The 25,592-nt window shown below is 69.2% G+C and carries 31 protein-coding genes and 1 pseudogene; 16 read left to right on the top strand and 16 right to left on the bottom strand.

All coding sequences use genetic code 11. The annotated features are described in order from the left end of the window. Positions 1–791: 791 nt before the first annotated feature. A complete protein-coding gene (locus FXO23_RS45760; protein ID WP_158894480.1) occupies positions 792–947 on the top strand; it encodes a hypothetical protein in 156 nt (51 codons plus the stop codon). A 254-nt stretch (positions 948–1,201) separates the two neighbouring features. Here the strand turns inward: FXO23_RS45760 and FXO23_RS45755 are convergent, their stop codons facing one another. Next, entirely contained in the window at positions 1,202–2,422 is a 1,221-nt protein-coding gene (locus FXO23_RS45755; protein WP_158894477.1) for a serine hydrolase domain-containing protein, read from the bottom strand. A gap of 124 nt (positions 2,423–2,546) precedes the next feature. Between FXO23_RS45755 and FXO23_RS45750 the strand changes: the two genes are divergently transcribed. The 5 genes from FXO23_RS45750 (at position 2,547) to FXO23_RS52030 (ending at position 7,181) form a co-directional block, all read left to right on the top strand. Beyond that, positions 2,547–3,215 carry a response regulator transcription factor gene (locus FXO23_RS45750; RefSeq protein ID WP_158894474.1) on the top strand — a complete coding sequence of 223 codons (669 nt, stop codon included), beginning with the start codon at positions 2,547–2,549 and terminating at the stop codon, positions 3,213–3,215. After that, complete coding sequence (locus tag FXO23_RS45745) at positions 3,212–4,405, top strand: sensor histidine kinase (protein WP_158894471.1); 1,194 nt, start codon at positions 3,212–3,214, stop codon at positions 4,403–4,405. The genes FXO23_RS45750 and FXO23_RS45745 overlap by 4 nt, the downstream gene beginning before the upstream one ends. Before the next feature lie 402 nt (positions 4,406–4,807). After that, positions 4,808–5,260 (top strand): hypothetical protein, encoded by a 453-nt coding sequence (locus tag FXO23_RS45740; RefSeq protein WP_158894468.1) that lies wholly within the window; start codon positions 4,808–4,810, stop codon positions 5,258–5,260. Between the two features lie 662 nt (positions 5,261–5,922). Next, a complete protein-coding gene (locus tag FXO23_RS45730; protein WP_158894465.1) occupies positions 5,923–6,762 on the top strand; it encodes a DUF6597 domain-containing transcriptional factor in 840 nt (279 codons plus the stop codon). A gap of 20 nt (positions 6,763–6,782) precedes the next feature. Beyond that, on the top strand, positions 6,783–7,181 hold the full coding sequence (locus FXO23_RS52030; RefSeq protein ID WP_246258462.1) for a VOC family protein: 399 nt from the start codon (positions 6,783–6,785) through the stop codon (positions 7,179–7,181). 223 nt (positions 7,182–7,404) lie between these two features. Here FXO23_RS52030 and FXO23_RS45715 read toward each other — a convergent pair whose 3' ends face one another. Continuing rightward, a complete protein-coding gene (locus tag FXO23_RS45715) occupies positions 7,405–7,908 on the bottom strand; it encodes a hypothetical protein (RefSeq protein ID WP_158894456.1) in 504 nt (167 codons plus the stop codon). 65 nt (positions 7,909–7,973) lie between these two features. Between FXO23_RS45715 and FXO23_RS45710 the strand changes: the two genes are divergently transcribed. The 4 genes from FXO23_RS45710 (at position 7,974) to FXO23_RS45690 (ending at position 10,913) form a co-directional block, all read left to right on the top strand. Then, complete coding sequence (locus FXO23_RS45710; protein WP_246258461.1) at positions 7,974–9,047, top strand: PfkB family carbohydrate kinase; 1,074 nt, start codon at positions 7,974–7,976, stop codon at positions 9,045–9,047. A 231-nt stretch (positions 9,048–9,278) separates the two neighbouring features. Beyond that, on the top strand, positions 9,279–9,662 hold the full coding sequence (locus FXO23_RS45705) for a DUF2267 domain-containing protein (RefSeq protein ID WP_158894453.1): 384 nt from the start codon (positions 9,279–9,281) through the stop codon (positions 9,660–9,662). A 199-nt stretch (positions 9,663–9,861) separates the two neighbouring features. Then, a complete protein-coding gene (locus tag FXO23_RS45695) occupies positions 9,862–10,278 on the top strand; it encodes an archease (protein ID WP_158894450.1) in 417 nt (138 codons plus the stop codon). Between the two features lie 8 nt (positions 10,279–10,286). After that, the gene (locus tag FXO23_RS45690) at positions 10,287–10,913 is read left to right on the top strand and encodes an MBL fold metallo-hydrolase (RefSeq protein WP_158894448.1); all 627 of its coding nucleotides are present in this window, start codon (positions 10,287–10,289) and stop codon (positions 10,911–10,913) included. On the opposite strand, the gene FXO23_RS45685 is transcribed toward FXO23_RS45690, so the two are convergent. From FXO23_RS45685 to FXO23_RS45655, 7 genes and pseudogenes are all read right to left on the bottom strand, one after another. Continuing rightward, on the bottom strand, positions 10,910–11,263 hold the full coding sequence (locus FXO23_RS45685; protein ID WP_158894445.1) for a DUF8129 domain-containing protein: 354 nt from the start codon (positions 11,261–11,263) through the stop codon (positions 10,910–10,912). The two genes, FXO23_RS45690 and FXO23_RS45685, sit on opposite strands and share 4 nt — an antisense overlap. A gap of 35 nt (positions 11,264–11,298) precedes the next feature. Further along, positions 11,299–11,862 carry a YbhB/YbcL family Raf kinase inhibitor-like protein gene (locus tag FXO23_RS45680; RefSeq protein ID WP_246258472.1) on the bottom strand — a complete coding sequence of 188 codons (564 nt, stop codon included), beginning with the start codon at positions 11,860–11,862 and terminating at the stop codon, positions 11,299–11,301. 203 nt (positions 11,863–12,065) lie between these two features. Next, positions 12,066–12,548: a hypothetical protein gene (locus tag FXO23_RS45675; protein ID WP_158894440.1), complete on the bottom strand. Its 483-nt coding sequence runs from the start codon at positions 12,546–12,548 to the stop codon at positions 12,066–12,068. Then, the gene (locus tag FXO23_RS45670; RefSeq protein ID WP_158894437.1) at positions 12,545–14,995 is read right to left on the bottom strand and encodes a molybdopterin oxidoreductase family protein; all 2,451 of its coding nucleotides are present in this window, start codon (positions 14,993–14,995) and stop codon (positions 12,545–12,547) included. Before FXO23_RS45670 ends, FXO23_RS45675 begins: the two co-directional genes overlap by 4 nt. A 73-nt stretch (positions 14,996–15,068) precedes the next feature. Continuing rightward, a complete protein-coding gene (locus tag FXO23_RS45665) occupies positions 15,069–15,452 on the bottom strand; it encodes an FAD binding domain-containing protein (protein WP_158894435.1) in 384 nt (127 codons plus the stop codon). After that, positions 15,449–15,731 (bottom strand): annotated as a pseudogene (locus FXO23_RS45660) (2Fe-2S iron-sulfur cluster-binding protein). Before FXO23_RS45660 ends, FXO23_RS45665 begins: the two are co-directional and overlap by 4 nt. A gap of 57 nt (positions 15,732–15,788) precedes the next feature. Further along, positions 15,789–16,043: a hypothetical protein gene (locus tag FXO23_RS45655; protein ID WP_158894433.1), complete on the bottom strand. Its 255-nt coding sequence runs from the start codon at positions 16,041–16,043 to the stop codon at positions 15,789–15,791. 175 nt (positions 16,044–16,218) lie between these two features. Here FXO23_RS45655 and FXO23_RS45650 point away from each other — a divergent pair, with 175 nt between their 5' ends. From FXO23_RS45650 to FXO23_RS45640, 4 genes are all read left to right on the top strand, one after another. After that, complete coding sequence (locus FXO23_RS45650; protein WP_158894430.1) at positions 16,219–16,656, top strand: PPC domain-containing DNA-binding protein; 438 nt, start codon at positions 16,219–16,221, stop codon at positions 16,654–16,656. A 97-nt stretch (positions 16,657–16,753) separates the two neighbouring features. Further along, entirely contained in the window at positions 16,754–17,605 is an 852-nt protein-coding gene (locus FXO23_RS45645) for an aldehyde dehydrogenase family protein (protein WP_246258460.1), read from the top strand. Further along, a complete protein-coding gene (locus FXO23_RS52025) occupies positions 17,503–17,766 on the top strand; it encodes an aldehyde dehydrogenase family protein (protein ID WP_246258470.1) in 264 nt (87 codons plus the stop codon). The genes FXO23_RS45645 and FXO23_RS52025 overlap by 103 nt, the downstream gene beginning before the upstream one ends. Positions 17,767–17,795: 29 nt before the next feature. Further along, positions 17,796–18,038 carry a hypothetical protein gene (locus FXO23_RS45640; protein ID WP_158894427.1) on the top strand — a complete coding sequence of 81 codons (243 nt, stop codon included), beginning with the start codon at positions 17,796–17,798 and terminating at the stop codon, positions 18,036–18,038. Here the strand turns inward: FXO23_RS45640 and FXO23_RS45635 are convergent. The 7 genes from FXO23_RS45635 to FXO23_RS45605 all read right to left on the bottom strand — a co-directional run bounded on the left by FXO23_RS45635 (position 18,028) and on the right by FXO23_RS45605 (position 23,725). Further along, complete coding sequence (locus FXO23_RS45635) at positions 18,028–18,789, bottom strand: LLM class oxidoreductase (RefSeq protein ID WP_158894424.1); 762 nt, start codon at positions 18,787–18,789, stop codon at positions 18,028–18,030. The two genes, FXO23_RS45640 and FXO23_RS45635, sit on opposite strands and share 11 nt — an antisense overlap. A gap of 795 nt (positions 18,790–19,584) precedes the next feature. Continuing rightward, complete coding sequence (locus tag FXO23_RS45630; protein WP_158894422.1) at positions 19,585–20,055, bottom strand: DUF4383 domain-containing protein; 471 nt, start codon at positions 20,053–20,055, stop codon at positions 19,585–19,587. Positions 20,056–20,345: 290 nt separating this feature from the next. Then, positions 20,346–20,516, bottom strand: coding sequence for a hypothetical protein (locus tag FXO23_RS45625; protein ID WP_158894419.1), 171 nt, complete (start codon positions 20,514–20,516; stop codon positions 20,346–20,348). Positions 20,517–20,657: 141 nt separating this feature from the next. After that, on the bottom strand, positions 20,658–20,834 hold the full coding sequence (locus FXO23_RS45620; protein WP_158894416.1) for a hypothetical protein: 177 nt from the start codon (positions 20,832–20,834) through the stop codon (positions 20,658–20,660). Positions 20,835–21,180: 346 nt separating this feature from the next. After that, on the bottom strand, positions 21,181–21,849 hold the full coding sequence (locus FXO23_RS45615; protein WP_158894413.1) for a response regulator transcription factor: 669 nt from the start codon (positions 21,847–21,849) through the stop codon (positions 21,181–21,183). Next, a complete protein-coding gene (locus tag FXO23_RS45610) occupies positions 21,846–23,024 on the bottom strand; it encodes a sensor histidine kinase (RefSeq protein WP_158894410.1) in 1,179 nt (392 codons plus the stop codon). Before FXO23_RS45610 ends, FXO23_RS45615 begins: the two co-directional genes overlap by 4 nt. Beyond that, positions 23,021–23,725 (bottom strand): DUF998 domain-containing protein, encoded by a 705-nt coding sequence (locus tag FXO23_RS45605; protein WP_158894408.1) that lies wholly within the window; start codon positions 23,723–23,725, stop codon positions 23,021–23,023. The genes FXO23_RS45610 and FXO23_RS45605 overlap by 4 nt, the downstream gene beginning before the upstream one ends. Before the next feature lie 515 nt (positions 23,726–24,240). Between FXO23_RS45605 and FXO23_RS45600 the strand changes: the two genes are divergently transcribed. Next, positions 24,241–24,612, top strand: a complete 372-nt coding sequence (locus FXO23_RS45600; RefSeq protein WP_158894405.1) for a hypothetical protein — start codon at positions 24,241–24,243, stop codon at positions 24,610–24,612. Positions 24,613–25,009: 397 nt separating this feature from the next. Next, entirely contained in the window at positions 25,010–25,372 is a 363-nt protein-coding gene (locus tag FXO23_RS45595; RefSeq protein ID WP_158894402.1) for a hypothetical protein, read from the top strand. Positions 25,373–25,592 lie beyond the last annotated feature (220 nt).

Genomic DNA, 25,592 nt, shown 5'->3' with positions numbered 1-25,592 from the left:
CGGTCGCGGCGGTGTCACGACCGCTGTCGATCGACTCCCGAGTGTGCCCGCCCCGCACGCCCGGGCGCCTCCCACCGGAGACGGGTTCCGATCGGCCGCTTTCCCTCCCGCGGGGGTTTTCCCGAACCGCGACCGGACCTACCGAAAACGGTGGCGGTGATCGACGCTCCGGCGGCGGCCGAGGTGTCCCTGGACCCGATCCAGGCCCGCTGCTCGCGAGCCGGCCGAGCCCGGATCGGCCAACACCCTGGCCAGGAACACCTTCCCCAGCGGCAGGTGAACTACTACCTCAGTTATGCATGCGCCCGATTTCGAGTCGTTCGGTGTCGCGATCAAGGAGACTGGGCTGCGCGGTCCAACGATCTGCAAGATCGCGCGGCGTTTCGCAGAGTGCCGCTACCTGCGTCTGGCGCGGGCGGAGCCCGGCACGGCACATGACGGTGGTTGCAGCTGACCGAGGCGGGCAGGGCCCTGGCCGTGGAGCGGGTGATGCGGCGGGCGGCGCTGGCGACGGAGCGGCTGCGGGAGATCGCCGCCGTGCTGTCGTTGCCCGAGGACGGGCCGCTGCGGCGGGCGGGCTGTGGTGCTGGACGACCACGACCGGGCGGAGGTGGACTTCGGTCCGACCGAGTTGGAGGAAGATCGTTAGCGCTGCAGCAGCCGTACTACGGCCTCGACCGCAGGGCCGGCGGTGTACCACAGAGGGGAGCCCGTACGGCGGCAGCCACGGTGGTGATGACGTAATCGACGCCGAGTTCACCAGCGAGCGAGAGGGAGGCACGCCATGGCCGATGACCGCACACCCCGACGGCCCCGGCGAGCACCTCGATCCCGGTGACCGGTCGGCCGGTGGTGAGCAGCACCCCGATGAGCACCGGTTCGTGGGTGAGCTGGCCGAGCCGCCCGCTCCCGAAACCGACCCGGACCCGACCGGAGCCCGAGGGTGAGGTGGCCCTGCTGCGGGCGCGGGTGGCCGAGTTGGAAGACCAGCGGCGCCGCGCCGTTGCGGCACGTCGGCCCGAGCCCGCCCGAGCGTCTGCGGAGGCGGGTGAGCCTGGACGAGAGGTGGAGGAGCCTGTGCCGGAAAGGCCGGGTGAACGTCGGCAACGGGGCTATCGGGGGCAGTGGTGCCGCTGCAACGGTGGGCCAGGGTAGGCCAGTTCGGTGCACCGCTGCGGCGTGGACGTACGGTCGTGTTGGTCTAGGCGACTGTTACGCCGGTTGTGTGCTCGAACACTTCGTGTGTGGCCGCGCCGACCTCGGTCCAGCCGCCGTTGGCGAGGGCGACGAACCCGAGCCGCGCATGGGGGAGGAGTTTGCAGTCGGCCGTGAACGTGCCTGTCGATCCGGCGAAGGCGGTCATGCGGCCCTGAGATGTTTCCGTGAACGCGCTGCCGTATCCGATGGAGATGGTTCCGTTGTGGTTCATCCACGGGTACATCAGGGCGAGATCGCCCTGAGCCTGCGGAGTGTGCAGGTTTCGGTAGCCCTCGGTGTGGAGGAGCCGGCCCTTGCCGTGGGCGCCTTGGATCTGGTCGATGGCGAAGGCGGCGAGGTCGCTGATCGGGCCGTGTAGACCGCCCGCGGCGGCGAGCCACTTCGGTAGTTCGGGGGCGTCGAGCGGGACGGCGCGGGCTGGTGTGCCGGGTTGGTCGGGGCGGTTGTGGCCCCTCGGTTGCCCGGCGTCACCGGAGGTGGGCCAGCCGCCGACGCGCGTGCCGGTCATGCCAAGCGGGTGGAGCACCCGTTCGGTCAGCAGTTCCTCGTACGGTGTGCGGGTGACGACCTCGGCGATGTGCCCGAGGATGGAGTAGCCGACGTTGGAGTAGATGCTCTCGGTCGCGGGCGGCAGGTAGTTCGGTGGCAGGGAGAGCGCGTGTCGTGTCAACGCCGCACGCTGGTCGGTCGGTCGGCTGTGGCGGCTGGGGATGTCGTACCACAGCTTGTGCGCGGTCGCTGGATCCGTGAGCTCCAGTGGCGGGAGGCAGATCAACCCCGCCCGGTGCAGCAGGACGTCCCGGATGGTCGCTTGCTCGTATGCCTGGCGCATCCGCACCCCGGGCAGCGCATCGCGCAGCGTTGTGCGGTACGACAGTTCGCTGTGCTGGACCAGGTGGGCGACCAGCGTCGCGGTGAACCGCTTGGACACCGAGCCCCAGTGGAAGCTGTCGTCGAGGGCGACCGTTCGCCCGTTCTCGGTTGCGGTGGTGCCGTACGCGGCCTGCTCGGCGACCGCGTCGCCCCTGATCACGGCCGCGGTGATCCCGGGGACACCGTGCTTGTCCGCTGCCTTCGGCAGGAGCGCTGCCAGCTCCCGGGGTTCACGCTGCTGTTCCTCGGCCGAGGCGTTCGGTCCGACCGCCACCGCGCCGAGCAGGCCTGCCGCGCCCATCCCGAAACCACGCCGGGAAATCCTCGTCATCGTCGATGCCACCTCGCTCGCTCAGAGTTTCGTGTCGGTGACATGGGTAGCCGGAGATGGCGAACACGCACGCTTCATCGCCTGTTATGCCCGCGTAACGGGACTGGCGACATGCTTGGAACTCATGCGCGTGCTGATCGCCGAGGACCACACGGAACTCGCCGAAATCCTCATCGAGGGGCTCCGGCGCGAGGGTATGGCGGTCGACGTCGTGCCCGACGGAGACGCGGCACTGGAGGCGCTGTCGGTCACCGGCTACGACGTTCTCGTGCTCGACCGCGGCCTCCCGGTCGTGCACGGCGACGAGGTCTGCCGCCGGCTGGCCGCCGCGGGAGCCCGGACCAGGGTCCTCATGCTGACCGCGGCCGGGCGGATCGAGGACCGGGTGGGAGGTCTCGCCCTCGGCGCGGACGACTACCTGGCGAAACCGTTCGCCTTCGCCGAACTCGTCGCGCGGATCCGCGCGCTCGCCCGCCGCGCGGCCCCGGCGGTCCCGCCGGTGCTGCGGCACCGCGATCTGGTCCTCGACCCGGCGCGACGCTACGCGGAACGCGACGGCCGCCTCCTTTCCCTCACCACCAAGGAGTTCGCGGTGCTGGAGATCCTGCTGTCGGCCGGCGGTGTGCTCGTCAGCAGCGAAGACCTGCTGGAACGGGCGTGGGACGCCAACGCCGACCCGTTCACCAACACGGTGCGGGTCACGATGGCGCGGCTGCGGCGCAAACTCGGTACCCCACCGCTGATCGAGACCGTGACCGGCGCCGGCTACCGCATTGTGGACCGCCAACCATGAAACCGGCCCTGCGCGGGCTCCTGCCGAGGCCGACCGCCCGCCTGCGGCTGACCGCCCTGTACGGCGCGCTGTTCCTGGTCGCCGGGATCGTGCTGCTCGTGGTCACCTACCTGCTCGTCGCCCGCGCGCTGCCGGGCCGGTCGATCCTCGGTCCGGGCTCGCACGAGTACCGCGGCGAGGACGGCGTCATCCGGCTCGACCTGGACTCGGCGTTCGTCGGAACCCTTGACGCGGAGGCCGAACGCCAGCGCGCGGTGGCCCTGCACGAACTCGTCGTCCAGTCCGGAATCGCGCTCGCCGCGACCACCGTCGTCGCCGGGGTGCTCGGCTGGCTGATGGCCGGGCGCGTGCTCCGCCCACTGCGAGGCATCGCAGACGCGGTGCACCGGATGTCGGCGGACAACCTCCACGAGCGTGTTGCCCGGCACCGGCGGGACGACGAGTTCGCCGACCTCACCGAAACGGTCAACGCCATGCTGGCCCGACTGCAAGCCGGCTTCCACGCCCAGCGCCGCTTCGCCGCGAACGCCTCCCACGAGTTACGCACCCCGCTGACGGTCCAGCGCTCAGCGGTCGAGGTGGCGCTGGCGGATCCCGCTCCGACCATCGAGTCCCTGCGCCGGATGGCGCTGCGGGTCCAGGCGTCGACCCGGCAGCAGGAACGGTTGATCGATAGCCTGCTCACCCTCTCGACCGCGCGGCACACCATCGCCGAGCCGGTCCCGGTCGACCTGGCCGAGGCCACCCGCGCCGCCCTCGGGTCGCTCCCGGATTCCCCCGAGGTCCGCGTGGCCTCCGACCTGGGGCCGGCGTGGACCTCCGGAGATCCCGACCTCCTGGAGCGGCTGGCAGCCAACCTGGCCGAGAACGCGATCCGGCACAACCACCCGGGCGGCTGGGCACGGGTGCGCACCTTCGGCACACCCGGCGCCGCCGTCCTCGAGGTCTCCAACAGCGGCCCCCGGATCTCCCCGGGCGCGACCCCGTTGCTGTTCGAGCCCTTCCGCCGGCAACCACACAGCCCCGCCGCCACGCCCGGATTCGGCCTCGGCCTCGCCATCGTCGCAGCGATCATCGACTCCCATCGCGGCTCGCTGTCCGCCGAGCCCCTGACCGGCGGCGGCCTCCGAATCAGAGCTGAACTCCCCAGCTCAGCCACTGGCCGAGGACGCCAAGAACGACCCCCGTGACAGCGCCCACGGCCGCCAACATCGCGCGGCCCAGCGCGAACCAACCACGGTGCACACCCCGTCGCCGACCTGAACGGCGCCGACCCAGACTCCACCTTCATCACCGGACAAACCATCGAGGTCAACGGCGGATGGGTGATGACCTGAGCAATAACCCTCCGCCACGCACTCATCTGCCGCGAGGCGCACCATTCGCTTGAACACGCCCACATGCCGACGAGCCGACGGCGGGGTTTGCCAGCCCCATCGGAGTGATCCGCGCTTGTCTTCTGCTCCAACCGTGTGGCCGTGCGCTCTGGGGCCACCATGTCCGCGCCGACAGGAGGAGATTGCTCGCCGTATTGGTGGCGGCGGCCGTACCCCACGTCGCCAGTCCTCTTGTCGTGGCAAGGAGTCCTGGCGATGACCGCCGCACCGCCCCCGTACTTGCTGCTCGAGACCCGCGACCGTGACCAGGCAGGCGAACATCTGGGTGCCGCCTATGGCGCCCCCGTCCGGATCACCGGCCACGAGGGCTGTTTCTCATTCCGCGACGTCCGGATGGCAACCGGCACGTTGATCTTTGAGAACATTGCGCACACCGGTGCCGAGATCGACAACACCGTGGAATCGTTGCCGGTACTGTCCATCGGCCTTCCCCGCAGTGTGATCATGGATTTCCAGTCCGCAGACACCCACCACCGGTTCGGCTCCGGCGACCCGTTCCTCCTCTCCAGGACAGAGAACGACGTCCCCTTCCGGGCAGCGGCGTCATCCAAGCCGCCAATCTCCCGTTCACCATCCCGGCCCAGGTCGCCGCCCCAGCCGAGACACTTCGCCCTGAGCCGATCCGGTTCACCGACCGGCGCCCCGTGACCCAGGCCGCCGCATGTCGCCCGTTCGTGGCGCAGCGCTGGGCAGGCATAGTGACGGCACGGTGCCGACCTCGGGTGGAGCACCCGGGGTCCGAATCCCACCGTTCAGCAACCTTCGTGGCGGGCCGCCCCACCGAGCTCAGAGCCCGTTTCGATACCTCGGCCGGAGTGTCCTGAGTGGATAAGCGGTGGACGGGTTTTCGGGGTGGTCGGAGCGCGATCGGTGGACACCCTGGTGTTTCCGCGTGCTTTTCGGTTGTGTGCTCGCGGTCGCGTGGTGTTGCTGGTTAGCGCTGGGGTCAGTGGGTTTGGGTGGTGGGGAGGGGGTGGTAGTGGCCTGTGGGGAAGGGTTCGCCGATGGGTTGGTTGTCGATTTGGATCCAGGCGTGGGCGGTGAAAGGGGTGGGTGCGTCAGGTGGTTCTACAAGAAAGCGACCGCAAAGGTCGAACGTGTCGGTAACCTTCCGCTCAGCCGAGTCTTGATCGCCGATGTTGGCAGGCTCGGTGCGAATGAGCGGACGCGATGGTGGTCATGGTGGCGGCTCGGCTGTGTTCGCCGGCTGCGGAACTGATCAGTGGGGTGGTCACTTCGCGGAGTGGGGTGTTTCGTGGCAGGAGTTCGTTGTGCTGCGGGTCTTTGGCCGAGCCGTTTAGAATCTGGCGGTGCGCGATGAGATGGTTTACCGACGTTTCGCGCCGCCGGCGGAACTGCGAGCGTATGTCGAACACTTCTGGATGGTCGAGGCGCCATGTGACGTGGAACCGAGGCGGGAGATCCTTATTCCCAATGGTCGCCCGGCGGTGGTGCTGAATCTGGGCACGCCCGGTGTGCGCCATGATCCACTCACCGGCACCAGTCATCCGAACGACGGCGTGGTGTTCGGCATCAGTACCCGGCCGTACGTGCTGGAGCAATCCGGGGCATCCAGTTACGTCGGCGCTCAGCTGACTCCTTGGGGGCTGGCCGCGCTGATGACGCGAGCACGGCTTGTCGACGAGTTCCTGCCGGTCCGGGAATGGCTGGGAGTGCATGTTGTCGACGATCTCGTCCGCCGACTGGGCGCGCAGGGCTTCGGACAGCCGCGTGTGGACGTTCTCGTCGGATTCCTGGAGAAGAGGATCAGTCCGATCGAGCGCGGTGCGTTGCTGTTGCTGCGCTCGGCGGTCGTGGCCATCGATGAGGCGCGTGGCGTGATGACGGTGGCGGACCTGTCGGCGGGACTGGGCGTCTCCTACAGTGCCCTGTACCGACTATGCAGGCAGTACCTGGGTGTGGGGCCGAAGCAGTTCTGCGAGATCACGCGCTACTACCATTTCGCCGGCGGGCTGCTCGAGCAGGCGGGCTGGGACTCGCGTGCCCTGTTGGCCAGCCTGCACGGCTACTACGACCAGGCACACGCGGCCCGCGCCTTCAAACGGTTCACCGGCGTCAGCGCGACCTCGTTCGCGAAGATCAACAACGGCATCGCCCGGCTCATGCACTCGTCGTCCGCCGCCGACTGAAAGATTTGTACAAGACCCGCGTGCGTCACCGCGTCATGCTGCTGATCAACAGCGATGAAAGGAGCAACCGTGGGGCAAGCGACCCATTTCGAGATCACCGCGGACGACGTCGACCGGGCGGCGGACTTCTACGCCAAGGTCCTCGGCTGGCGGTCCGAGGCTCGCCGTTTGTCGAGGGTTACCTGCTGGCCGACACCGGCGAGGGTTCGGGCATCAACGGCGCCATCATGAAACGCGCGTTCCAGGCACAGCCAACGATTATCTGGTTGGAGGTCGACGACATCGACGCCGTGATCGAGCGGGTGCGAGGAGCGGGCGGCAGCGTCGAGAACGAGAAGAGCACCATTCCCGACCAGGGACACGTCGTCTACGTACGCGACAGCGAGGGAAACCTACTCGGCCTGAAGCAGCCGCTCTAGACGTGCCGTCCGCGGAGGCGACATACCTCGGCACAATCAGTCATCGCTCACCTCCGGGAGTTCTCACCTCCGGCTACCTTGGGTGTGCTCTCGGCGAAGTCGCTGGATCATCTCCTCAGCCGCGGCCAGTGCTTTCCGGGGAGTGTCGCGGTGAACCCGCAGTTCGGCATGAGTGCGCGCGAGCTTGCTGGTTAGCGCTTGAGGTTGGGTGAGGCGGTTTTCGCTATTTCTGTTCCTGGGGCGGTTGGTGGCTGTAGGTGGGGTGTTCGCCGTTCCAGGCTTCGCGAAATTCGCGCGCCAGCGCGGTGCAGTGCCGGCATACCGACCGGTCGCCCCACGCCGGGGCATGCTCGGCGGCCGCGCGTAACGCCTGCTCGGCGGCCCGGCTGAACGCGCTGATCGTGTGCACCGCGGTGTCCGCGGCCCGCCCGCTCAGCCGTTCGGTGACATCGGGCGGGTCGGCCAGCACGATCTCGTGTCTGAACAGGGCCGGAGCGCGCACGAGTTGTTCGGCCAACGTGTACTCGACGGCTTCGGCGTTGCGCTGGCGCGAGCGCCATCGCCGATCGGTGGCGACGACGAGTCCGCACCGGCGCGCGGCGATCAGCCCGTCCCGGACCGCGGTCAGCACGCCCGCCACGTCCTCCGGCTCTGCCGACGCGATGAGCGCGGTGGCCGCCTTCAGCAGCGTGACCTCGCTGCCTGGTGTCTCCCCGTCACCGTGCATGCGGCACAGTGTTTCAGCACTGGAACGTGTTCCGCCGATCGAAGTGCTCGCTTGGGGGAGGAACGGTGTGGTTACAGCTCGTCCACCTCGACTTGCTCGATCCGCTGATCGCGCGTGAGGTCCTTGCCGAGCACGTTCTGGTCGGATCGACAACGCGGTCGGCGAGGTCGGTGGCGGAGGCTACCGGGGCGGAACTCGATAGGAGCGCGGGATTACCGGACACGCGGCTGGGGTACTGCTTCGTCGTGTCAGCGGATGTGGTGGTCGTCGGTCAGGTGGCCCGGGATTTGGTGCTCACCGTGGCGGATGCGCCGGGTGCGGGGGAGTCGGCGCCGGTGCGGTCACGGCGCGAGGTGCTGGGCGGCAAGGGGGCCAACCAGGCGGTGGGGCTGGCACAGCTCGGTGTCTCCCCGGCCTTGGTGGGTGTCGTCGGCGAGGATCGGACTGGTGAGTGGCTGTGCGACCAGGCTGTGGCGGATGAGGTCGACGTGACGCATGTGGTGCGGCGGCGGGGTGCTGAGACGGCCCTGATCGTGGATGTCGTGGACGCGAGCGGCCGCTGGCGTTACCTGGAGCATGTGCCCGGCGAGATGCTGGTCACCGAGCGGGATGTGTTCGCGGCGTCGTCGCCGATTACTGCGGCGGATTCGGTGATCGTGCAGTTGCAGCAGCCGAGTGCGGCGGCGGTGGAGGCCGCGCGGTTGGCGCGTGCCGCCGGTACTCAGGTGGTGCTCGACGGGGCGCCGGGCAAGGGATGGCACGGTGAACTGCTGGCGTGTGCGGATATCGTGCGTGCCGATGCGCGGGAAGCCGAGCAGTGGGCGGGTGGCCGGATTCGCGGTGTTCGGGAGTCGGTGACCGCGGGCGTCGATCTGCTGGCGCGCGGCCCCGAGTTGGTTGTGCTGGAAGTGGCGGGGCAGGGGAATGTCTTCGTCAGCCGTGCGGGCTATGAGTTCCTTCCTTTGCTGGATACCGAAGTCGTCGACACCACCGGTTCCGGCGACGCTCTGGTCGCCGCCTTGACCGCCGCCCTGCTCAGCGGTGAACACCTGCGTGGTGCCGCACGGGTCGCGGTGGCCGCCGCGGCCGCCACCGCGAGCCATCCAGGTGGTCGTCCGAACCTCGCCCACCGGCTCTGACGAGCCGCTGAATCGGTTATCGGGAGTAAGGCGATGTCCGTCGGGGTACGCGGAGTGTGCGGGATATGACGCGTCCACAATCTGGACGCGGTCGCCCAGAGAGGAAAAGTCGTGGTGCCTTCCTTGTTGCTCAGGTCTCGCCGCGTCCGCGGACACCGGGAGTCGCTTGCTCGGCTGAACCGATCCCGTCCCGCCGCCCGCAGACCGGATTCGCCGGTGTGCCCGGAGCGGGTGGGCAAGGCCGTCGTTGATTCGGTCCCCGCGCTGTCCGCGGCGGACGAGGTGGTACGTCGGGTAGAGGCGCGGATCGCGATCACCGAGGTGCTCGACTCGCTGCTCCGGTGCTTGCCCAGAGAGCACCAGGAACGACCGACCGGCAGTCCGTTTATGTCTATTGTGGACTTTGAGGGATCTGGCTTGTGCGATGCCGCCGACTTGGTGGCCGAGGTGGCCAGGCGTGTCGGCGCCACACCGGATCAGGCCCGTTCCCTCATTCGGGCCGTGTTCGCCGGACTGGACCAGGTGTCCCCGGGTGTCGCCGAATATCTGCTGGCCCAGTTGAACGCCGGTGTGCTGGACCTGCTGACCGGCGAGATCCACCGCGGTAACGGCTGATTCCGCGGCGGTGCGTTCTCCTCGACATGCCACGGCGCCGGGCGTCGGCACAGCCGACATTGGATGTCGCGATCGGTCGACGCGGGGGAATTGCGGCGCGAGCTGGAGCGGGCGGGGGTGGCGGTGCGGTGGCCGCCGCCGAAGGCGCGGGGCTGTGCCGCCGGATGGCGCGCCTGGTTCCGTTGGGAGTGGTCAAGGGATGAGCGCCCGGCGTGGGCACCGCAGCGTCCCGCATCCGGCCGACGCCCGGATCGAGGCCTGGGCGCCGGAACGCGAGGCGTGCCTGGCCGAGGCGGCGACAGCACTGGTGGAGAGTTTCGCGGTTGTTATCGCGGTGGCGGCGGAGCGAACGATGGTCGCGGGCCTGGACGCCGACACCGGCGAGGACGTGCTGTTCGTGTTGCTCGGCGATATCGTCTTCCTACTCGACGCTGAGGACGTGGTCCCCGTCGAGATCGAGGTCCGGTACGGCCGGTGGTCTGGAAGCCCGCATGTCGGTCTTGCACAAGAACGGGGTGGAGTTCGTCGGCGCGATTCCGAAAGCGGTCGTCCTGCACGATCTGCGTTGCACCGCCACCGTGAGGCCTGGTGGTGCGCCGCCACGATCGACGTGTGAAGGCGGGTATGCGGTTGACGCTGCTCGGCACCGGGGCGATGAACTCGCCTCGGTGCCCGCCCGCCGCGCTGCTGGTGGCCTGGCGGGGATGGCGTGTCATGTTCGACGGCGGCCCCGGAGCCGAACCCGACCGGCACGTCCACGTCTGGCTGGTGACCGACGCCCGGTCGGAACTCATCCGCGGCATCCGGAAACTCGCCGACGCACACGGCGTCCGGCCGGCGGTGGAGTCCCGGGTGTTCGTGCGCGGATCCGAGGTATTGCGCGCCGAGCCTCGGGCGGTCGCGCATACTTCGCACCCGGCCTACGGTTACCTGATCGAGGCTGGCGGCCGTCGCGTGGTGTGGGCGCCGGAGTTCTGGGAGTTCCCGGCCTGGGCGGCCGGTGCGGACCTGATGTTCGCCGACGCCGCCGGATGGGACCGGCCCATTCGCTTCGCCGGAGGCGTCGGCGGGCACGCCGAGGTTCTGGCCACCGCCCGGCATGCCCGGGAGCACGGTGTCGCGCGGCTGGTCTTCGCCCATATCGGACGGCCCGCGATCCGCGCGATCGACGCCGGGCTGACCCCGCCGTTCGGGGAATGGGGCCACACGGGCCGGAACTACCACCTTCCCCGCCAAAGCAGCGACGGCTAGGTCGGCCGGTCGCCTTTGGGTTTGCCGGGTTGGCCCGCGACGCCGTGCGGTGGCGGGTGCATCGGCTCGGCGGCCGTGGCTGGAGTCACCGGGGATCCGCTTCGCCGCGGCGCCGGCTGTTCCGGGCGGATGTCCTGATCACCGGGGGAGGGGGTGGCGCCCTCGTCGAGTTGGTTGAGTCTGGCCCGCAGCACGGTTAGCGCGGGGGCGCGGTTGGCGTGCGCGCCTTCGTAGTCCAGCAATTGCCGCACCTCGTCGGCGGTCAGCGAGCGGATGCGGTCGCGCAATGCGGGAATCGGCAAGTGGTCGTAGTCGGCGCGGGGCAACTCGCCGCGCTCGTCCGGGGGCATCCGGAACCTCCCTCCTGGAAATCGGGTAACCCGCGTTACCGCCCGAAGCGGCCGACCAGGGTGGCCTGGGCGATGACGTGGTCGTCGAGCGCGGCCCGCAGGTCGTCGGCGCCTGCGCCCTCGTGGAAACCCAGCGGCTGGTCGGCCGCGTAGAGGCGGAAGAAGTAGCGGTGTGGTGCGTCGCCGACCGGCGGCTGCGGGCCGCCCCACCCGAGTTCGCCGAAGTCGTTGCGGCCCACCACGGCCCCGGCGGGGAGTGCGCCTTCGGCCACTTCGGTGCGGTCGGGGGAGATCCGCGCGACGATCCAGTGCACGAAGGTCCCGCCCGGGGCGTCCGGATCCGAGCAGAGCAGGACGAGTTCTTCGGTGCCGTCCGGGGCTGGGGACCATTCCAGGGGTGGGGAGAAGTTGCCGCCGCCGTAGGAGTACCGGTCGGGGATCAGGGTGTGGTCGTTGAACGCCGAGCTGCGCAGTGCGAATGCGGTGGAGTCCGTCGGGTCGTCGAGGGCGGGATCACCGCGGCTGGTGCCTCCCGTTCCGAGTGGTCCGGCCGCGCGGTCGGGATCGCCGAGCGGCCGTGGCGGGTGGTCGCGTTGCAGCTCTTCGTTGGCGGCGCGGTCGGCGTGCTGGTCGGGCACTCCGTGGTCGTCGTATTCGCTGCGCAACCGCGTGCGCCGGATGTCATAGCCGTGGCTACCGGGCTGGGGCATGGTTTCGTTCTCCCTTCGGCGGTCTCGTTCCCGCTGGTTACCCGGTGCGGGACATCCCCATTCCGGCCCTTCCGTGTTGTCCGGCTCGGGCGTCAGCTGGCCAGGATCTGCGGGGAGAGGGTTTTGAGCATGGCGTTGGTCCAGCGCAGTTGCCGCAGGGTTTGCGGGTGGCAGTCCTGGGCGAGTGCGAGGAGTTCGGCGTCCTTGACCGCCTGCGCGCCCTGGGCGAGCAGTTCCCAGTCGAGTGACACCCCGGCGGCTTTGCGGTGCAGCCGGCGGAGGTCGGCGAGCAGGAGCAGGCCCGATTCGGGGCGGCGGCCGGCCAGCTCGCCGAGTTTCCGGCGCGCGGTCGTGAGCAACCCGAGGTCCTGGGCCGCGTCGGCGTTGAGATCGAGCCCGTAGCGGTGGCCGGTGCGGGCGAGCCGCTCGACATGTTCGGTGGACCAGCGGGCGAGATCGCGGCCCACGTGGTGGATCTCGTGGTTCGCCTGGTGCCTGTCGGCCGCCGCGCGGAGGGCGCGGGCGAGGGAGTTTTCCGAATTGTGCAGTTCGCGGATGGCCAGTCCGAGTTTCATGTGGTACCTCCCCCGGTCGCGGGGTTTTCCGCTACTTCGGCGGCGCTGCCGCCCCGGGTGGGTGGAATGTCGTCGCCGGAGGGGGTGGCGCCGGTGTTGGTCGGGGCCGGTGCCGGCGTGCCGTCTCCCGCGGCGATCCGGTCCACCCGGGCCGCGGCCGTTTTGAACAGGGGCTGCTTGGACACCGGGTCCCAGTCGGTGATGGTCAGTTCGTTCGCCGCGCGATCGGTGTCCTGGTCTTCGGTGTCCCAGTAGCCGTAGTGGAACGGCAGGAAGAGCACGCCGTCGCGGATCGCGCTCAGCCGTGCCCGGGCGCGGACGGTGCCGCGGGGCGAGGTGACCGCGATCAGGTCGCCCTCCCGGATGTGCCGTGCCGCGGCGTCCGCGGAGGAGATCTCCACCCACATCTGCGGGGCCGCGTCCCGCAGCTGCGGCGCCCGGCCGGTCTTGGTGCGGGTGTGGAAGTGGAACAGGGTGCGGCCGGTGATGAGGTGGAACGGGAAGTCCGCACCGGGATTCTCGTGGGGCGGCAGGTATTCGGCGGCCTTGATGATCGCCTTGCCGTCCGGGTTCATCGCCCGGTACTCCGTCGGTTCCAGCGGGGCGCCGGTGACCAGGTCCTTGCCGTAGCTTTCGCAGTAGCCGGGGGCGCTGAAGAACCGGCGGTCCGCGTAGAGTCGTTCGGTGCCGCCGGGATGGTCCTCGTCGCAGGGCCACTGGATTCCGCTGTCGCCACGGAGTTTGTCGTAGCTGAGGCCGGTGTAGTCGCACGGGCGGCCCGCGCTCGCGCGTTTCCAGGCTTCGAAGGCCGACTCCGGATCCCGCCAGGACGGGAAGGGTTGGCCGTCGCGGTCGCGAAACTCCATCCGGCGCGCGTAGTCGAGGAAGATCTCGAGATCGGGTTTGGCGTCCCCGGGCGGATCGACCGCCTTCTCCGACAGATGCACGGTGCGATCGGCGTTGGTGAAGGTTCCGGTCTTCTCGCCCCAGGTCGCCGCGGGCAGGACGACATCGGCCAGTTCGGTGGTCTCGGTGCGGAAGATGTCCTGCACGACGAGGGAAAGACCCCGCTGGGCTAGCAGCGACCGGATCCGCCGCAGCTCGGGCAGGGACACCGCCGGATTGGTGCAGCTGACCCACAGCATGCGCAGCGTGCCTTCCTCCGCGTACCGCATCATCTGCATGAGATGGGTGGGCGGGGCGAAGTGGGGGATCTGGACCGGATCGAGGTTCCAGATGCGGGCGAGTTCGGCGACGTGCTCGTCGTTGGCCCAGTTGCGAAAGCCGGTCAGGTCGCCGTTGGCGCCGCATTCGCGGGTGTTCTGCGCCGTCGGCTGTCCGTTCATCTGCAGGATTCCGGCGCCCGGTTCGCCGAGCATGCCGCGAATCAGATGCACGTTGTTGACCTGCACCGCCGCCGCCGTGGCCTGGTGCGACTGGTAGAAACCCTGCAGGACGGTCGACAGCAACCTGTTCGCGGTACCAAGCATCCGCGCCGCGGCACGGATCTGATCGGTCGGCACCTGGCAGATCTCCGCCGCGCGTTCGGGTGGGTAGTCCCGGACGCGCTCGGCGAGTTCGGCGTAGCCGACGGTGTGCTCGCGCACGAAGTCGTGATCCACCTGGTCGTTGGCGATGAGTTCGTGCAGGAGCGCGTTCATCAGCGCGACGTTGGTGCCGGGCAGTGGTGCCAGGTGCAGCGTCGCCGCGCGCGCCACCGGGGTCTCGCGCGGGTCGACGCAGAGCACCCGCGGCGGGTTCGGCCCGGCCAGCCGGTCGAGGATGCGCGCCCAGAGCACGACCTGCGTCTCCGCCACGTTGTGCCCGTACAGCGCGATGACATCGGCGTGGTCGACGTCGGCGTAGGACCCCGGCTGGCCGTCGCAGCCGAAGCTCTGCTTCAACGCCTCGGCCGCGGTGGCCGTGCAGAGCCGGGTGTTGCCGTCCAGGTGGTTCGTGCCGATGGCGCCACGGACGATCGCGGCGAGGGTGTAGTACTCCTCGAGGAAGAGCTGCCCACTCGTGTAGAAACCGATCGCGCTGGGCCCCTGTCCGTCGAGCAGTTCCTTGCTGCGCCGGACAACCCGGTCCATCGCGGTGTCCCAGTCGGTCGGCACCAGGCGGTCTCCCGCACGCACCAGCGGCCGGGTCAACCGATCCGGCGACGCGACCGCCTGCCAACCGAACAAGTCCTTGGGGTCGAGCCGGCCCCGGTTGACCCGATCGCCACCCCGGCCGCGCACCCCGACCATCCGCCCGTCCCGCACGGCGATGTCGAGCGCGTCGCCGTTGGAATGCAGGACCGACGCGGACCGCACCCACCGATCCACCTGGTCGGGAGCCACCCCCTCGCCGAGATGCGCGTCGACCCGTTCCGGCCAGGAGCCTCCTGCTCCGTAAGGCGTGCGACGCCCCCACGGATCACCGATCCCATCCCGGACGGACATGAACAGCCTCCTCGCCGCGGCGAACCGGTACCGCGACGGACTACCCGTGCCCACCGGTCGGAAACCCTGCGCTTCAGCAGCGGCGAACCCGGGTAGCCGGGCGGCGATGACGACCGTGAAGCCTCGCCGTGAAGGGCTGGTGATGCTGGGCAGCTCCGGTGTGGCCGCGCTGGACGGGCGTCTGTTCGGATATGACACCGGTGTCATGTCGGCCGCTCTGCTGTACCTCACGCCCGCCTACCGTGGCCCCGATGCGCAGACCGCCACTGGGCAGCGGGTCGATGCGATCCAACGGCAGCCCGCTGACGCCCACGAGGAGTTCCGGCGCGGTCCCCTCAAGTTTGAGGTGGTCGACGAGGTTGGTGCCGGCTCCGAGGTAAGCCGCGTTCGGGTTCCCGCTGACGGTGGCCACCGTCCCGTCGGCGTCCTCTGCTCGCCGGTAGGCGAACGGGTTCATCGCGCGGCCGCTTCGATCGCGGCGACAATGCCCGCATACGCGCCGCACCGGCACAGGGCGCCGCTCATCCGTTCGCGGATCTCGGCGCGGTCGAGTTGGACATCGTCAGCCGCGAGGTCCTCGGTGACCGCGCTGGGCCAGCCCGTGTCCACCTCGTCCAGCATCCCGACCGCCGAGCAGATCTGACCCGGGGTGCAGTAGCCGCGTCCCGCCCGTCTTCGGCGCCGTCACACCCAGCCGTTCGCGCAGGGCATCCAGCAGCGTCGTCCGGGTGTCCACGACGACCGGTTACCGGACTCCGACCACGTGCAGGGTGATTTCCGTGTCCATTCGTGCTCACCCGCCGAGATTGGATACCGCGGCGTTCAGGTTCCCGGCGACGGCGTCAAGGTCGAGCTCGGAGAACTCCCGCCGACCCAGCCGGTCGTCCAGCGCCTTCCGCGAGATGATGAACAGCGCATCGGAATAACGTCCGGTGCGCAGCTCATCGAGGGAAACCACCGTCACGCGTCCCTGGGACAGCACGAGACTCGGGTCCCGCTTGTCGGAGTCGAGCAGCCGGCGCACATCCGCGCCACTGATGATCGTCATCCGAACTCCGCACCTCCCTGAGCCCGCCGGTACGCCATGGGGTGTTTCTTGCCGTTTCCGGGTACCCACCGGTCGGCCCGGTTCAACCGTCCGATTCGCGGTGGGTTTGCCACCGGCCGGTTCGGGTAGGTCCTTGACCGGTGCTGAGCGGAAGGGCGAGGAAGCGAGGTAGTCGATGCGCAGCCAGCAGATCGGTCAAGACGAACCGCGCAGGTGGGCGGTGGTGCTGGACACCGGTGACGAGGTCTCGGAGCAACTCCTCCGGTTCGCCGAGGCCGGCCAGGTACGCACGGCCGAGTTCACCGCCATCGGTGCGTTCGAACGGGTCGAGCTCGGTTACTACGACGTGGACGCGCGGGAATACCGAAACAATCCGCTCGATGAGCAGGTCGAGGTGCTGACGATGACCGGCAACATCGTGTCAGCCGGTGATCGACGGCAGCTGCACGCCCATGTCGTCGTCGGGCTTCGGGATGCCACAACCCGGGGCGGGCATCTACTGCGTGCGTGGGTTCGTCCGACCTTGGAGGTCATGGTGACCGAGTCGCCTCGGGAACTGACCAGGCGCCACGACGAGCCGAGCGGGCTCGCCTTGATCGACCTCCCGGCGTAGCGGGGGCGCAGACGGGTCCGCGTCACCTGAACAGGGAAGAGGGCAACGATGCGGCACGGCAGTGATCATGGAACAAGTCGATGACGGATTTCCGTCGATGGGAATTCGACCGGATGCCGCTCGCCGACGACTGGCGAGCGGGCCGTTCCGGTTCGACCACCACCGACATCAACCCGGATACCGGGAGACCCTGAGCGAGATCGAACTGGCCGGCGCCGAGGACGTGGAGCTCGCGTACCAGGGCGCCCGGGCGGCGCAGCGGGACTGGGCCGCGGCACCGGCTTCGGTGCGCGCCGAGGTTTTCCTCCGCGCGGCGCGGATCATGGAGCAGCGGCGGGACGAGATCGTCGGCTGGCTGATCGCCGAGGCAGGAGCCGTGCGCGCCCGGGCGGAGTGGGAATGGACGGCCGTCCGCGCGGTCATGCTCGAGGCGGCGTCCTACCCCTCGCGGGTGGCGGGCAGGATCCTCCCGCCGGTGCTGATCGCCGGTAAGGAGAACCGCGTGTACCGCCAGCCGGTCGGTGTCGCCGCGGTGATCAGCCCGTGGAACTTCCCGCTGCAGCTGTCGAATCGTGCGGTTGCCCGCGCGCTCGCGGTGGGCAACGCCGTGGTGCTCAAACCCGCGGGCGACACCCCGGTCACCGGCGGCCTGTTGCTCGCCCACATCTACCAGGAAGCGGGCCTGCCCGCCGGTCTGCTCAACGTGGTGATCGGCGCCAGCGGCGAAGTCGGTGATCCGCTGGTCCCCGCACGTACTGGTCGGCGGCGACGCGACGGCCACCGCCGCGGAAGAGTCTTCGGGTCGGGGTCGCGACCGTCGTGCGCGCGGAGAGCGAGGACGATGCGCTGCGGCTCGCCAACGACACCGAATACGGCCTGTCGAGTGCCGTGTTCACCGGCGACCTCGAGCGCGGAGTGCGCTTCGCGCTGCGGGTGGACGCCGGGATGACCCCCGTGAACGACACCACGGTCAACGACGAGCCCAACACCGCGTTCGGTGGTGAGCGTTGCTCCGGACTCGGCCGGTTCGGCGGTGACTGGGCCATCGAGGAGTTCACCACCGATCACTGGGTGAGCGTTCAGCACGAACACCGGGATCTGGCCGTGTGACCATTGACGCCAGCGGAAAGGAACGAGGCATGACGATTGCGGTCTGGATGTGGAACTGGGGCGAGGGCAACCGCTATGCCATCGAGCCCAACTCCGACGGCGGCTACGACACAGTGGTCGAGACCGGCCTGGAAGAGAACCTCGACCGCGAACACTGGGCGACCCTGGAAGCCGCACGAGCCCGGTTTCGCGACGAACTCAGGGCACGGACGGAAGCGGGAGTGGAAGGCGCGGCGGGCGCGCTCGCCGAACTCGAGGCCGTCAGCGAGTGAAAGGCCGAAACGCGGCTGGATTACTTTGAACCGATCCCTGATCATCGAGTCGATCGGTGGAGCCGGGGAAGGACCTGCTCGCGTAGAAGCGGAGGAACCCCTTCTGGTCGGGGCCCGCCTGATGCACATGGACCTCGGTGAACCCGGTGGCGGCGAACCGCGCGATGGCGTCGAGAGGCCTGGCGGGATCCGGACCGATGACCATGCTCCGGGATACTTCGTCTTCGGTCACGCGGTTGGTGAGCGCGGCGAAGTCGAGGGGCAATCGGCGGACACCATCGAGTGGACGTGAGGAGGATCCGGTGTCTGGTGATGTCGTGGACCTGGTCACCTCGGACCCCCGTGAGGTTGCCTGTTGCTGGTTCGGGTGTTGGTTGCGTTGCTGATCGCGCACAGCAAAGCCGAGGAAGCCCGGTTGTACCCGCTGGCGGGGGATGCGGCCGGGGAAGCCGACAAAGTTGCGCACAGTCAAGAGGAACACGCGCAGGTCGAACAGCTCATGGAGCCGATTGGTCCGGGCGAAGCCAGCAGGGAAGAGCCGCCGGCGCAGGCCCGCAACGGCTGGAATCGGCGGGGCGTCCGGGACAAGCAAGGAGGAAATCCGTGCGGCCTTCGCGATGTTGGTCGGGGTGAGTCCGCCGGAGCGCAGGGATGACCAACGGGAACGCGGATTCGTGTCGTTCTCGGTGCGGGACTGATCGTTGGCATCATGGTGGAATTCTCCTTCGGTCGTCCTTTCGCACCGGGCCACCCGATGATGGTCGGCGCAGTACTCGCTCCGTGCTTCGGTCGGTCGTGGCCCAGGTAGCGAGGGTTGGTTCCAGGACGGTGTAGAAGCCGGGATCGAGTGCCATTCCGGTGTGCGTGGCGGCGGGTACTTCGACGCACCTGGCACAGGAGTCGAGGCACAGGCGCCATGGTGCGATGCGGTCGAGACGGGAGTAGATCGCCAGGGCCGGAACATCCGCGCGCAAGGGGGCGGCGAGTGCGGACGAGTTCTTCCGGTAACAGGGGCCGGAGAAGCAGTCGTCGTCGAGCAGGCCGGGCAGTCCGAGGGCGGCGAGCCGGGCCATGAACCGTGCCGTGCGGATCGAGCACCGGGCAGCCGAGCATCACCAAGCCGCGGACCAGGTCCGGGCGGCGGGTGGCGGCGAGCCGGGCGAGCCAGCCGCCGCGGCTCTGTCCTAACAGGACCACTCGCTTGCCGGTGGTTTCGGCGTACGCCTCGAGCCCGCGCTCGAGGCGCCCGACGAGTTCGGTGGTGCACCCGAGGTTGATGCCGAGCCGAGCGCCGGCCGGGCGGTAGCCGCGGGCCCGCAGCCACCTGCGGGGGAGGGCGAGGCTGTCGTCGCTGCAGCCGAAGCCGGGCACCAGGAGCACGCCCAGCCCGCGGCCCTGGTACGGGGCCGCCCGGCGCCATACCGGATGCCGCAGCAGGTGCGGGATGCCCAGCAACGCGACGAGGACGTGTTCCCCGGCGGTCGTCCGCAGTGAGGTGGCCATGCGTTCACCGAGCTGGCGAGGTGTCCGCATGGCCACCTCCGGCTCAGGAGGCCGGGTTCCGGCTCGTGGCGCGGCCAAGTGCGAGGCCCAGGGCGATCATGCCGACGGCGAGCAGGAGGTGGAGCCAGTTGTCGGCGGTGTTAAGCGGAACGAAGTTGGCGCTCGAGTCGTGGTCGATGACCAGGCCGTAGATCCACAGCAGCAGATAGATGATTCCGCCGCCGACGAGGAAGCCGCGGGCACCGGCGACGCTGGTGGCCGCGGCGAGTCCGGCGACGCCGAAGGCGAGGTGGACCAGGTTGTGCAGGATCGACACCGCGAACACGCCGAGCAGCATGGCCTGCGAGTGGTGCCCGGCGAAGGTCATCGTGTCGTAGTTCGTGGTGACCCCGGGGATGAACCCGAGGATCCCGACCAGCAGGAAGACGACTCCGACAACGGCGGCGACCAGCTGTGCCGGGTTCCGGCTGATGGTGGCGAGGGGCGTCCGGCCCGGCTGCCGTGCGGTGGACATCGATTGCTCCTTTCGGGCCGCACCGGGGTGGTGCGAATCCGGAAATACCAGTGAGCAAGGTGTTCCCCGCTATGCCGGACCTACACCCGCTTTTCCGGATCCAGCAGAAGGGAACCACCGCACCCCGGACGTGGTTCGAAACCCCGAAGATCGGGAAACCTGGTCGTATGGCCTCCGCCACGGCGAGACGCCGCCCACGGGGGCACCTCGCTCGCCGACGCCCTGGTACTTCGGTTTCCACGCGTTCGCCGGATTTCCAGCCCGGAGACCAAAGTCCGGGCTGGCGGCGGTCAGGGTTGCTGACCGGTGGCGTGCGCGCGGGCTTGCTGCGGGTCGGCGCCGCGGTGACGTTCGTCGATCGCGCTGCGCAGCTGCTCGACGGTCAGCGCCGCGGTGTTCTCGATCCCGAGGTGCTCGGCCTGCTCCCGCAGATCTTCCCAGGCATGACCGCGATCACTCATCATGGCCCCTTTTTCCCGGACGGCACAACGACTTCAACACTGGCCAGGTTGCCCCTTGCCGCGCGGGCGGAAACATCAGCACACCGGCGCCCGGTGGCGCGGGCGCGTCCTGGCCGCGGCGGCGCTCACCCAAGGCCCCGGCTACGGCTGGTCTACCACCCCGATCGCCGTGAGAAACAGGCTGATCACGTCGGCGGTTTCGCGTCGGACGCCTGCCACGACCAGTCGCAGATCGCGGTCGGCTGGGGCGGGCCCGGCCAGCCTGCCGCGTCCGGTCAGCGCCACGTAGCCGCGGGTCACGGCCCGGTAGACCGCCATCAGCCGCTCGGGTCGATGAGGCCTGGCGTAGCGACGGCGAGACCGGCGAGGGTGTGCGGTTCGGCACGACGGCGCGGGCTGCGGCGACGAGGCCAGGTAATTGACAGCCTGGCTGGTCGAGCCGTACCGGCTGGGTTAGTAGGCCACTCTCGTCGGGGACGCACCAGTGGATCTGGCGTCGGGCCGTTGACGCAGTAGTTCTGCAGGAAGATCAGCTGCGGCGCGTCGATCTGCGGGCTTTCGCGCAGCTTGCGTAGGTAGTGTGGACAAAGCGCAGCAGCAGGTAGACGTCCTCGCCGGTTCCCCTCTGACGCCGTGACGCGCGTGTGGTTTCCCGCGAGGGGTGTCAGGACGAGGGCGCGGACCGGTTGTGGCCGAGTCGGGCCTGTTGGGCGAGCAGGCCAGCGTGGTTCCTGTTGGGACAGTCCAGTTTCACCAGGATCCGCGACACATGTCCCTTGACTGTGGTGGGTGACAGGTGCAGGTGGCGGGCGATGTCGGCGTTGGACATGCCGTGGCCGAGGCAGGCGAGCACCTCCCGTTCCCGCTCGGTCAGCGTGGCGATGAGGTCGAGTCGCTCGTCCCGTTCGGCGGCCCGGCCGACGGCGGTGTCCAGTAGCCGGCGGGTGGCCGACGGGGACAGCACGCTGTGGCCATCGGCCGCCACGCGGACCAGCGCGATCAGGTCGCCGGGCGGGGTGGATTTGAGCAGGAAGCCGGCCGCGCCCGCCGCGAGGGCGCGCAGGACGTGGTCGTCGGTGTCGAAGGTGGTCAGGGCGACCACGACGGGTGGCTCGCACAGTGCGGTGATGCGGCCGGTCGCGGTGAGGCCGTCGACGCCGGGCATTCGCAGATCCATGAGGACCACGTCGGGCCGGTGGCGGGTGACCGCGTCCAGTGCGGCCGCGCCGTCGTAGGCTTCGTCAACCACGGTGATGTCGTCGGCCGTGGCGAGGATCGTCCGCAGGTGGGCGCACACCAGCGGATCGTCGTCGACCAGCAGCACGCGGATCACGAATCGTCCCCGGTAGGGACGAGTGCGGGCAGGGTCGCGTCGACCAGGAATCCGCCGTCGGCGCACGGTTCGGCCACCAGCGTGCCGTCGACCAGTTCGATTCGCCGCTGCAGGCCGAGCAGTCCGGTGCCGCCGCCTGCGGCGGTCAGCGCGGTGTCACCCGCCCGTGCTGGTGCGGTGTTGCGCACCCGCACGCGTATCGCGGTGGGTAGGTGGTGCACCTCGAGCCGCACGCGCGCGCCGGGGGCGTGTTTGCCCACGTTGGTCAAGGCTTCCTGGACGGCGCGGTAGGCGGTCCGGCCGACCACGGCTGGCAGCGGGAGCGGCTCGCCTGTCTCGTGGAGATCGACGGCGATCCCGATCGACTCCGCCGCTGCCAGCAGTTCGGACAGGTCCGGTAGTGGGGCCAGCGATCCGGTCGCCGCCGAGCCAGCCGTGTTGAGCAGCCCAACCAGATCACGCAACTCCTCAAGGGCCCGGCGGCCGGTTGCCCGTAGCTCCTCCGCAGCCTGCCGGGTCGGCTCGTCGCCGGTGGTCAGCTGCAGCGCGCCGGCCTGCAGCACCATCACGCTCACCCGGTGGCTGACCACGTCGTGGATCTCGGCGGCCAGCCGCAGCCGCTCGGTCCGCCTGGCCTCCACCGCCCGCAGTTCCTGGTCGCGTTCGAGTCGCTCGACCCGGGCCGCGGCGTAGAGCCCGAGCACCGCCGGCGCGCCAACCAGTGTGACGACTTGGCCGGCGACCGTGACCAGGTGGGCCTGCGGAGGTGCGCCGGCGACCGCGACGGCGGTGATGGCGGCCAGCGGCAACCAGCCGAGGCCGCGGTGCCGTTCGCCGCGGGCGTAGACCGGCACGGCGTACGCGGCGAACGGCGCCGCCGCCGGGAGCAGGATGCCGTCCGGATCCAGGCGCTCCCACGGCACGGCCTCCGGCTCGACACCGGGCCAGACCCACACCGCCAGCACCAGCGTCGCGGTGAGCACCGCGACGAACCAGGCGACCGCGACCGGCGCCCTGCGCCGCCACCAGAGCGCCGCCGCCCCGGCCAGCAGCAGGCCGAACGCGGCGGCGTCGAACGGTGCGCGGAACAGGGGGATCTGGACCAGCGCGTTGGTCACGCTCAGCAGGGCGGCGAGCAGCACCACGCCGGTGTCGACGACCCGCTCACGCCTCACGACGAAACGGTACCCGCGGTACGAGTCGCTGTGCGGGTCGCCAGACGCAGCGGAACCAGCGCCGCCCAAACCAGACCGAGCGGGATGATCAGCCGGCCGAACACCCCGTCGAGCAACGCGAGGTCCGGCTCGTCGGAGATGACGATGCCCGAGCCGAGGATCAGCGGCGCCATCACACCGGTGCCCACCAGGCCGACCGCCCACGGCCGACCACCCGGCTCCGCCGCGAACCGCCTGGCGAACACGAAACACGCCACGGTCGCCGCGGTGAACATCACCAGCACCGACAGGGTGTGCGCGCCGTGCTGCCAGCTCGACAGGTAATTCCCGCCGGGCAGCCGGTCCCACGGGGTGCCCGGCGGGTACCCCTCCTCCGGATCGGTCCGGAACCACCCGGTGCAGATCATGCCGACGCCGTAGACAGCCACAAGCGGTGGACCCCACACCGAACCACGACCGGTCCGGACCGCCCGCCGTAACCCGACCGCGCAGGCAAGCATCAACACCCCGGTGACGACGAAGTTGGCGACCTGGAACCAACCCCGGTCACCGGTCATCATCAGGCTCGGCCCGTGCCGCCACAGGTCGTAACCCGCACGGGTAACCGCATCAAGATGGAACAACAGCAGAAACAGCGCCGGTCCGGCGATGCCGCAAGACAGCAGCACCCGGGTGGACCACCGCTCGTGATCGTTGAACATGGCCCGGATCAGACCAGCGACGGCGGCAGACCTGACAGCCCGCAAAGCACCACACACCCCCTACTTTGGTACTGATCAGACCACCAGCAAGAACCATGTAGATCAGCCGGCTCGGACCGGGCGCCCTGCCGCGACTGCCCCCGGCGGGCTTCCTCGGCCCGCCCGCCGCACCCGACGTGCACGTCTCCGCGCATCCAGCGCTCCCCACATCTTGCCCGGTGGTCAGCCGCTGGCGGCGGCTGCCGGTTACGGGGTGCCGGGGGTCGGGATGCCGCCTGAGTTCGACCCGCCATCCCCCTACGGTCCCCGACCGGTGAGATCGCGTATTCAACTGTCGCGAGTACCCCGTGGTTGTTGCGGCGAGTGATCGCCGGAGGCGTATCGGCTCGAGATGGCGCCTGCTTTCGCAGCGAGCCTTATCGTCGTGTTGTGGTGGTAGCCAAGGGCTTCGGCGACGATCTCCACGCTAGGCAAGTGTTCCGGGTGTTGCCCGGATATCGTGCAAAGGGGTTTCGATGAAGATCCGTACAAGAAAACGGTTCATAGCCTTGGCTGCACCTGTGGTGGTGAGTATCGGTTTGACTCTGGATACCGCAAACACTGCCAACGCCTCAACGAGCGACGACTCCAGAGCCCTCTCGTCAGCGATCATGGCGACGGTGGCGGCAGACGGACAGAGCGGTCCTCAACAGGTAACGCCACAGACCCCAGCGGACTGCGTCTACTACCTCAGGCTTGCCGGTTACACAATCACGGCGAAAAGGGTTGACGCCTGTAACAGTGCCACTACTCCGATCGGCGGTTACGCCTTCTGTGTTGGGGGTCTCGTGGACTATGGAGTCACTCGATATCACGCCGACAATGCATGCAGGCTTGGACTGGATTAACGATCTTTGGTCGCCGAGCGGCTGGTGTCGGTGACGTGCGTTATCTGACGAGCAGCTCGTCGACGAAGCACCACGACCATGCCAAGCGGCCCGGACGGGCGGCCGCGAGCGCTTGATGCGTTAACTCTGAGGATCATGTGAGAAGGAGTTGACGTTGCGGGCTCGCGGTCTGCCTTGTCGCCACCGGGTAACTGGTCGGACACTCCTGTCCCTGTCAGCAGTTTCGCCGAACGCTCCGGAAGTTGAGCCACCGCTGAGCGACAACCCGACCAGGTGTAGCGCGGTAATGGGATTAGCGGTGGCCGTATTCGAGTACTGGGTCCGCGCCACCACCCCAGCACGGCCCTCTTCATGCCCATCGGCGTGCTGCAATCGCGCGGGTCGCACCGGTGCCTGGGTGAAGATCCGCCAGTTGAGCGTCGTGGACGCGATCGTGGTCGGGGTGACCGGCGACCCGGAACAGCCGACCGAGGTGGTCCTGGCGCGTCGCGACGAGTCCGGCCGGCTGCGCCAGATCGGGCTTTCGCTGCCGCTCGCGCCAGGCGTGCGAGCCCACATCGGCGAGCACGCGACCGTCACCGGCGATCCGTCGGTGCGCGTGTCGACGGGCGTGTTCGGCCGCGGCCGCACGGAGTTTCAGCCGGTGCTGCCCGAGCTGGTAGTGGAGGCGGAGGCGTCGGTCGAGTCGTTCACCCACCGGTTGCGTCCTCGAGTGCACCGGGTGCGGCTCGACCTCGCCGCGGACGATCTGGATCCGTAGCACGGCGGGCGGTCCGTGGCTGCAGAGAGCCCGTTTCGATACCTCGGCCGGAGTGTCCTGAGTGGATAGTTGGGTGCGGGTTCCGGGTGGTCGGAGCGTGCTCGGGGAACACGTTGGTGGTTTCCGCCTGCTTTCGGGTGTGTGCTCGCGGTTGCGTGGTGTTGCTGGTCAACGTCGGGGTTCGTGGGGTGTGGTGGTGGGTGGGATGGTGAGGAGGGGG

Source organism: Amycolatopsis anabasis, assembly GCF_009765355.1.
Classification (GTDB): Bacteria; Actinomycetota; Actinomycetes; order Mycobacteriales; family Pseudonocardiaceae; genus Amycolatopsis; species Amycolatopsis anabasis.
Note: the sequence above shows the minus strand (reverse complement) of the source record. Positions and strands in the feature narration are given on the sequence as shown.

What these genes read in the sequence shown, in the direction of transcription:
- FXO23_RS45690 (WP_158894448.1), top strand. Translation starts at nt 10,287, where the DNA reads ATGCGGTTGACGCTGCTCGGCACCGGGGCGATGAACTCGCCTCGGTGC.
- FXO23_RS45650 (WP_158894430.1), top strand. Translation starts at nt 16,219, where the DNA reads ATGCGCAGCCAGCAGATCGGTCAAGACGAACCGCGCAGGTGGGCGGTG.
- FXO23_RS45605 (WP_158894408.1), bottom strand. Translation starts at nt 23,725, where the DNA reads ATGTTCAACGATCACGAGCGGTGGTCCACCCGGGTGCTGCTGTCTTGC.
- FXO23_RS45750 (WP_158894474.1), top strand. Translation starts at nt 2,547, where the DNA reads ATGCGCGTGCTGATCGCCGAGGACCACACGGAACTCGCCGAAATCCTC.
- FXO23_RS45755 (WP_158894477.1), bottom strand. Translation starts at nt 2,422, where the DNA reads ATGACGAGGATTTCCCGGCGTGGTTTCGGGATGGGCGCGGCAGGCCTG.
- FXO23_RS45675 (WP_158894440.1), bottom strand. Translation starts at nt 12,548, where the DNA reads ATGAAACTCGGACTGGCCATCCGCGAACTGCACAATTCGGAAAACTCC.
- FXO23_RS45640 (WP_158894427.1), top strand. Translation starts at nt 17,796, where the DNA reads ATGACGATTGCGGTCTGGATGTGGAACTGGGGCGAGGGCAACCGCTAT.
- FXO23_RS45645 (WP_246258460.1), top strand. Translation starts at nt 16,754, where the DNA reads ATGGGAATTCGACCGGATGCCGCTCGCCGACGACTGGCGAGCGGGCCG.
- FXO23_RS45630 (WP_158894422.1), bottom strand. Translation starts at nt 20,055, where the DNA reads ATGTCCACCGCACGGCAGCCGGGCCGGACGCCCCTCGCCACCATCAGC.
- FXO23_RS45760 (WP_158894480.1), top strand. Translation starts at nt 792, where the DNA reads ATGACCGCACACCCCGACGGCCCCGGCGAGCACCTCGATCCCGGTGAC.
- FXO23_RS45745 (WP_158894471.1), top strand. Translation starts at nt 3,212, where the DNA reads ATGAAACCGGCCCTGCGCGGGCTCCTGCCGAGGCCGACCGCCCGCCTG.
- FXO23_RS45620 (WP_158894416.1), bottom strand. Translation starts at nt 20,834, where the DNA reads ATGGCGGTCTACCGGGCCGTGACCCGCGGCTACGTGGCGCTGACCGGA.
- FXO23_RS45665 (WP_158894435.1), bottom strand. Translation starts at nt 15,452, where the DNA reads ATGAACCCGTTCGCCTACCGGCGAGCAGAGGACGCCGACGGGACGGTG.
- FXO23_RS45600 (WP_158894405.1), top strand. Translation starts at nt 24,241, where the DNA reads ATGAAGATCCGTACAAGAAAACGGTTCATAGCCTTGGCTGCACCTGTG.
- FXO23_RS45625 (WP_158894419.1), bottom strand. Translation starts at nt 20,516, where the DNA reads ATGAGTGATCGCGGTCATGCCTGGGAAGATCTGCGGGAGCAGGCCGAG.
- FXO23_RS45685 (WP_158894445.1), bottom strand. Translation starts at nt 11,263, where the DNA reads ATGCCCCCGGACGAGCGCGGCGAGTTGCCCCGCGCCGACTACGACCAC.
- FXO23_RS45695 (WP_158894450.1), top strand. Translation starts at nt 9,862, where the DNA reads ATGAGCGCCCGGCGTGGGCACCGCAGCGTCCCGCATCCGGCCGACGCC.
- FXO23_RS45670 (WP_158894437.1), bottom strand. Translation starts at nt 14,995, where the DNA reads ATGTCCGTCCGGGATGGGATCGGTGATCCGTGGGGGCGTCGCACGCCT.
- FXO23_RS45740 (WP_158894468.1), top strand. Translation starts at nt 4,808, where the DNA reads ATGACCGCCGCACCGCCCCCGTACTTGCTGCTCGAGACCCGCGACCGT.
- FXO23_RS45655 (WP_158894433.1), bottom strand. Translation starts at nt 16,043, where the DNA reads ATGACGATCATCAGTGGCGCGGATGTGCGCCGGCTGCTCGACTCCGAC.
- FXO23_RS45715 (WP_158894456.1), bottom strand. Translation starts at nt 7,908, where the DNA reads ATGCACGGTGACGGGGAGACACCAGGCAGCGAGGTCACGCTGCTGAAG.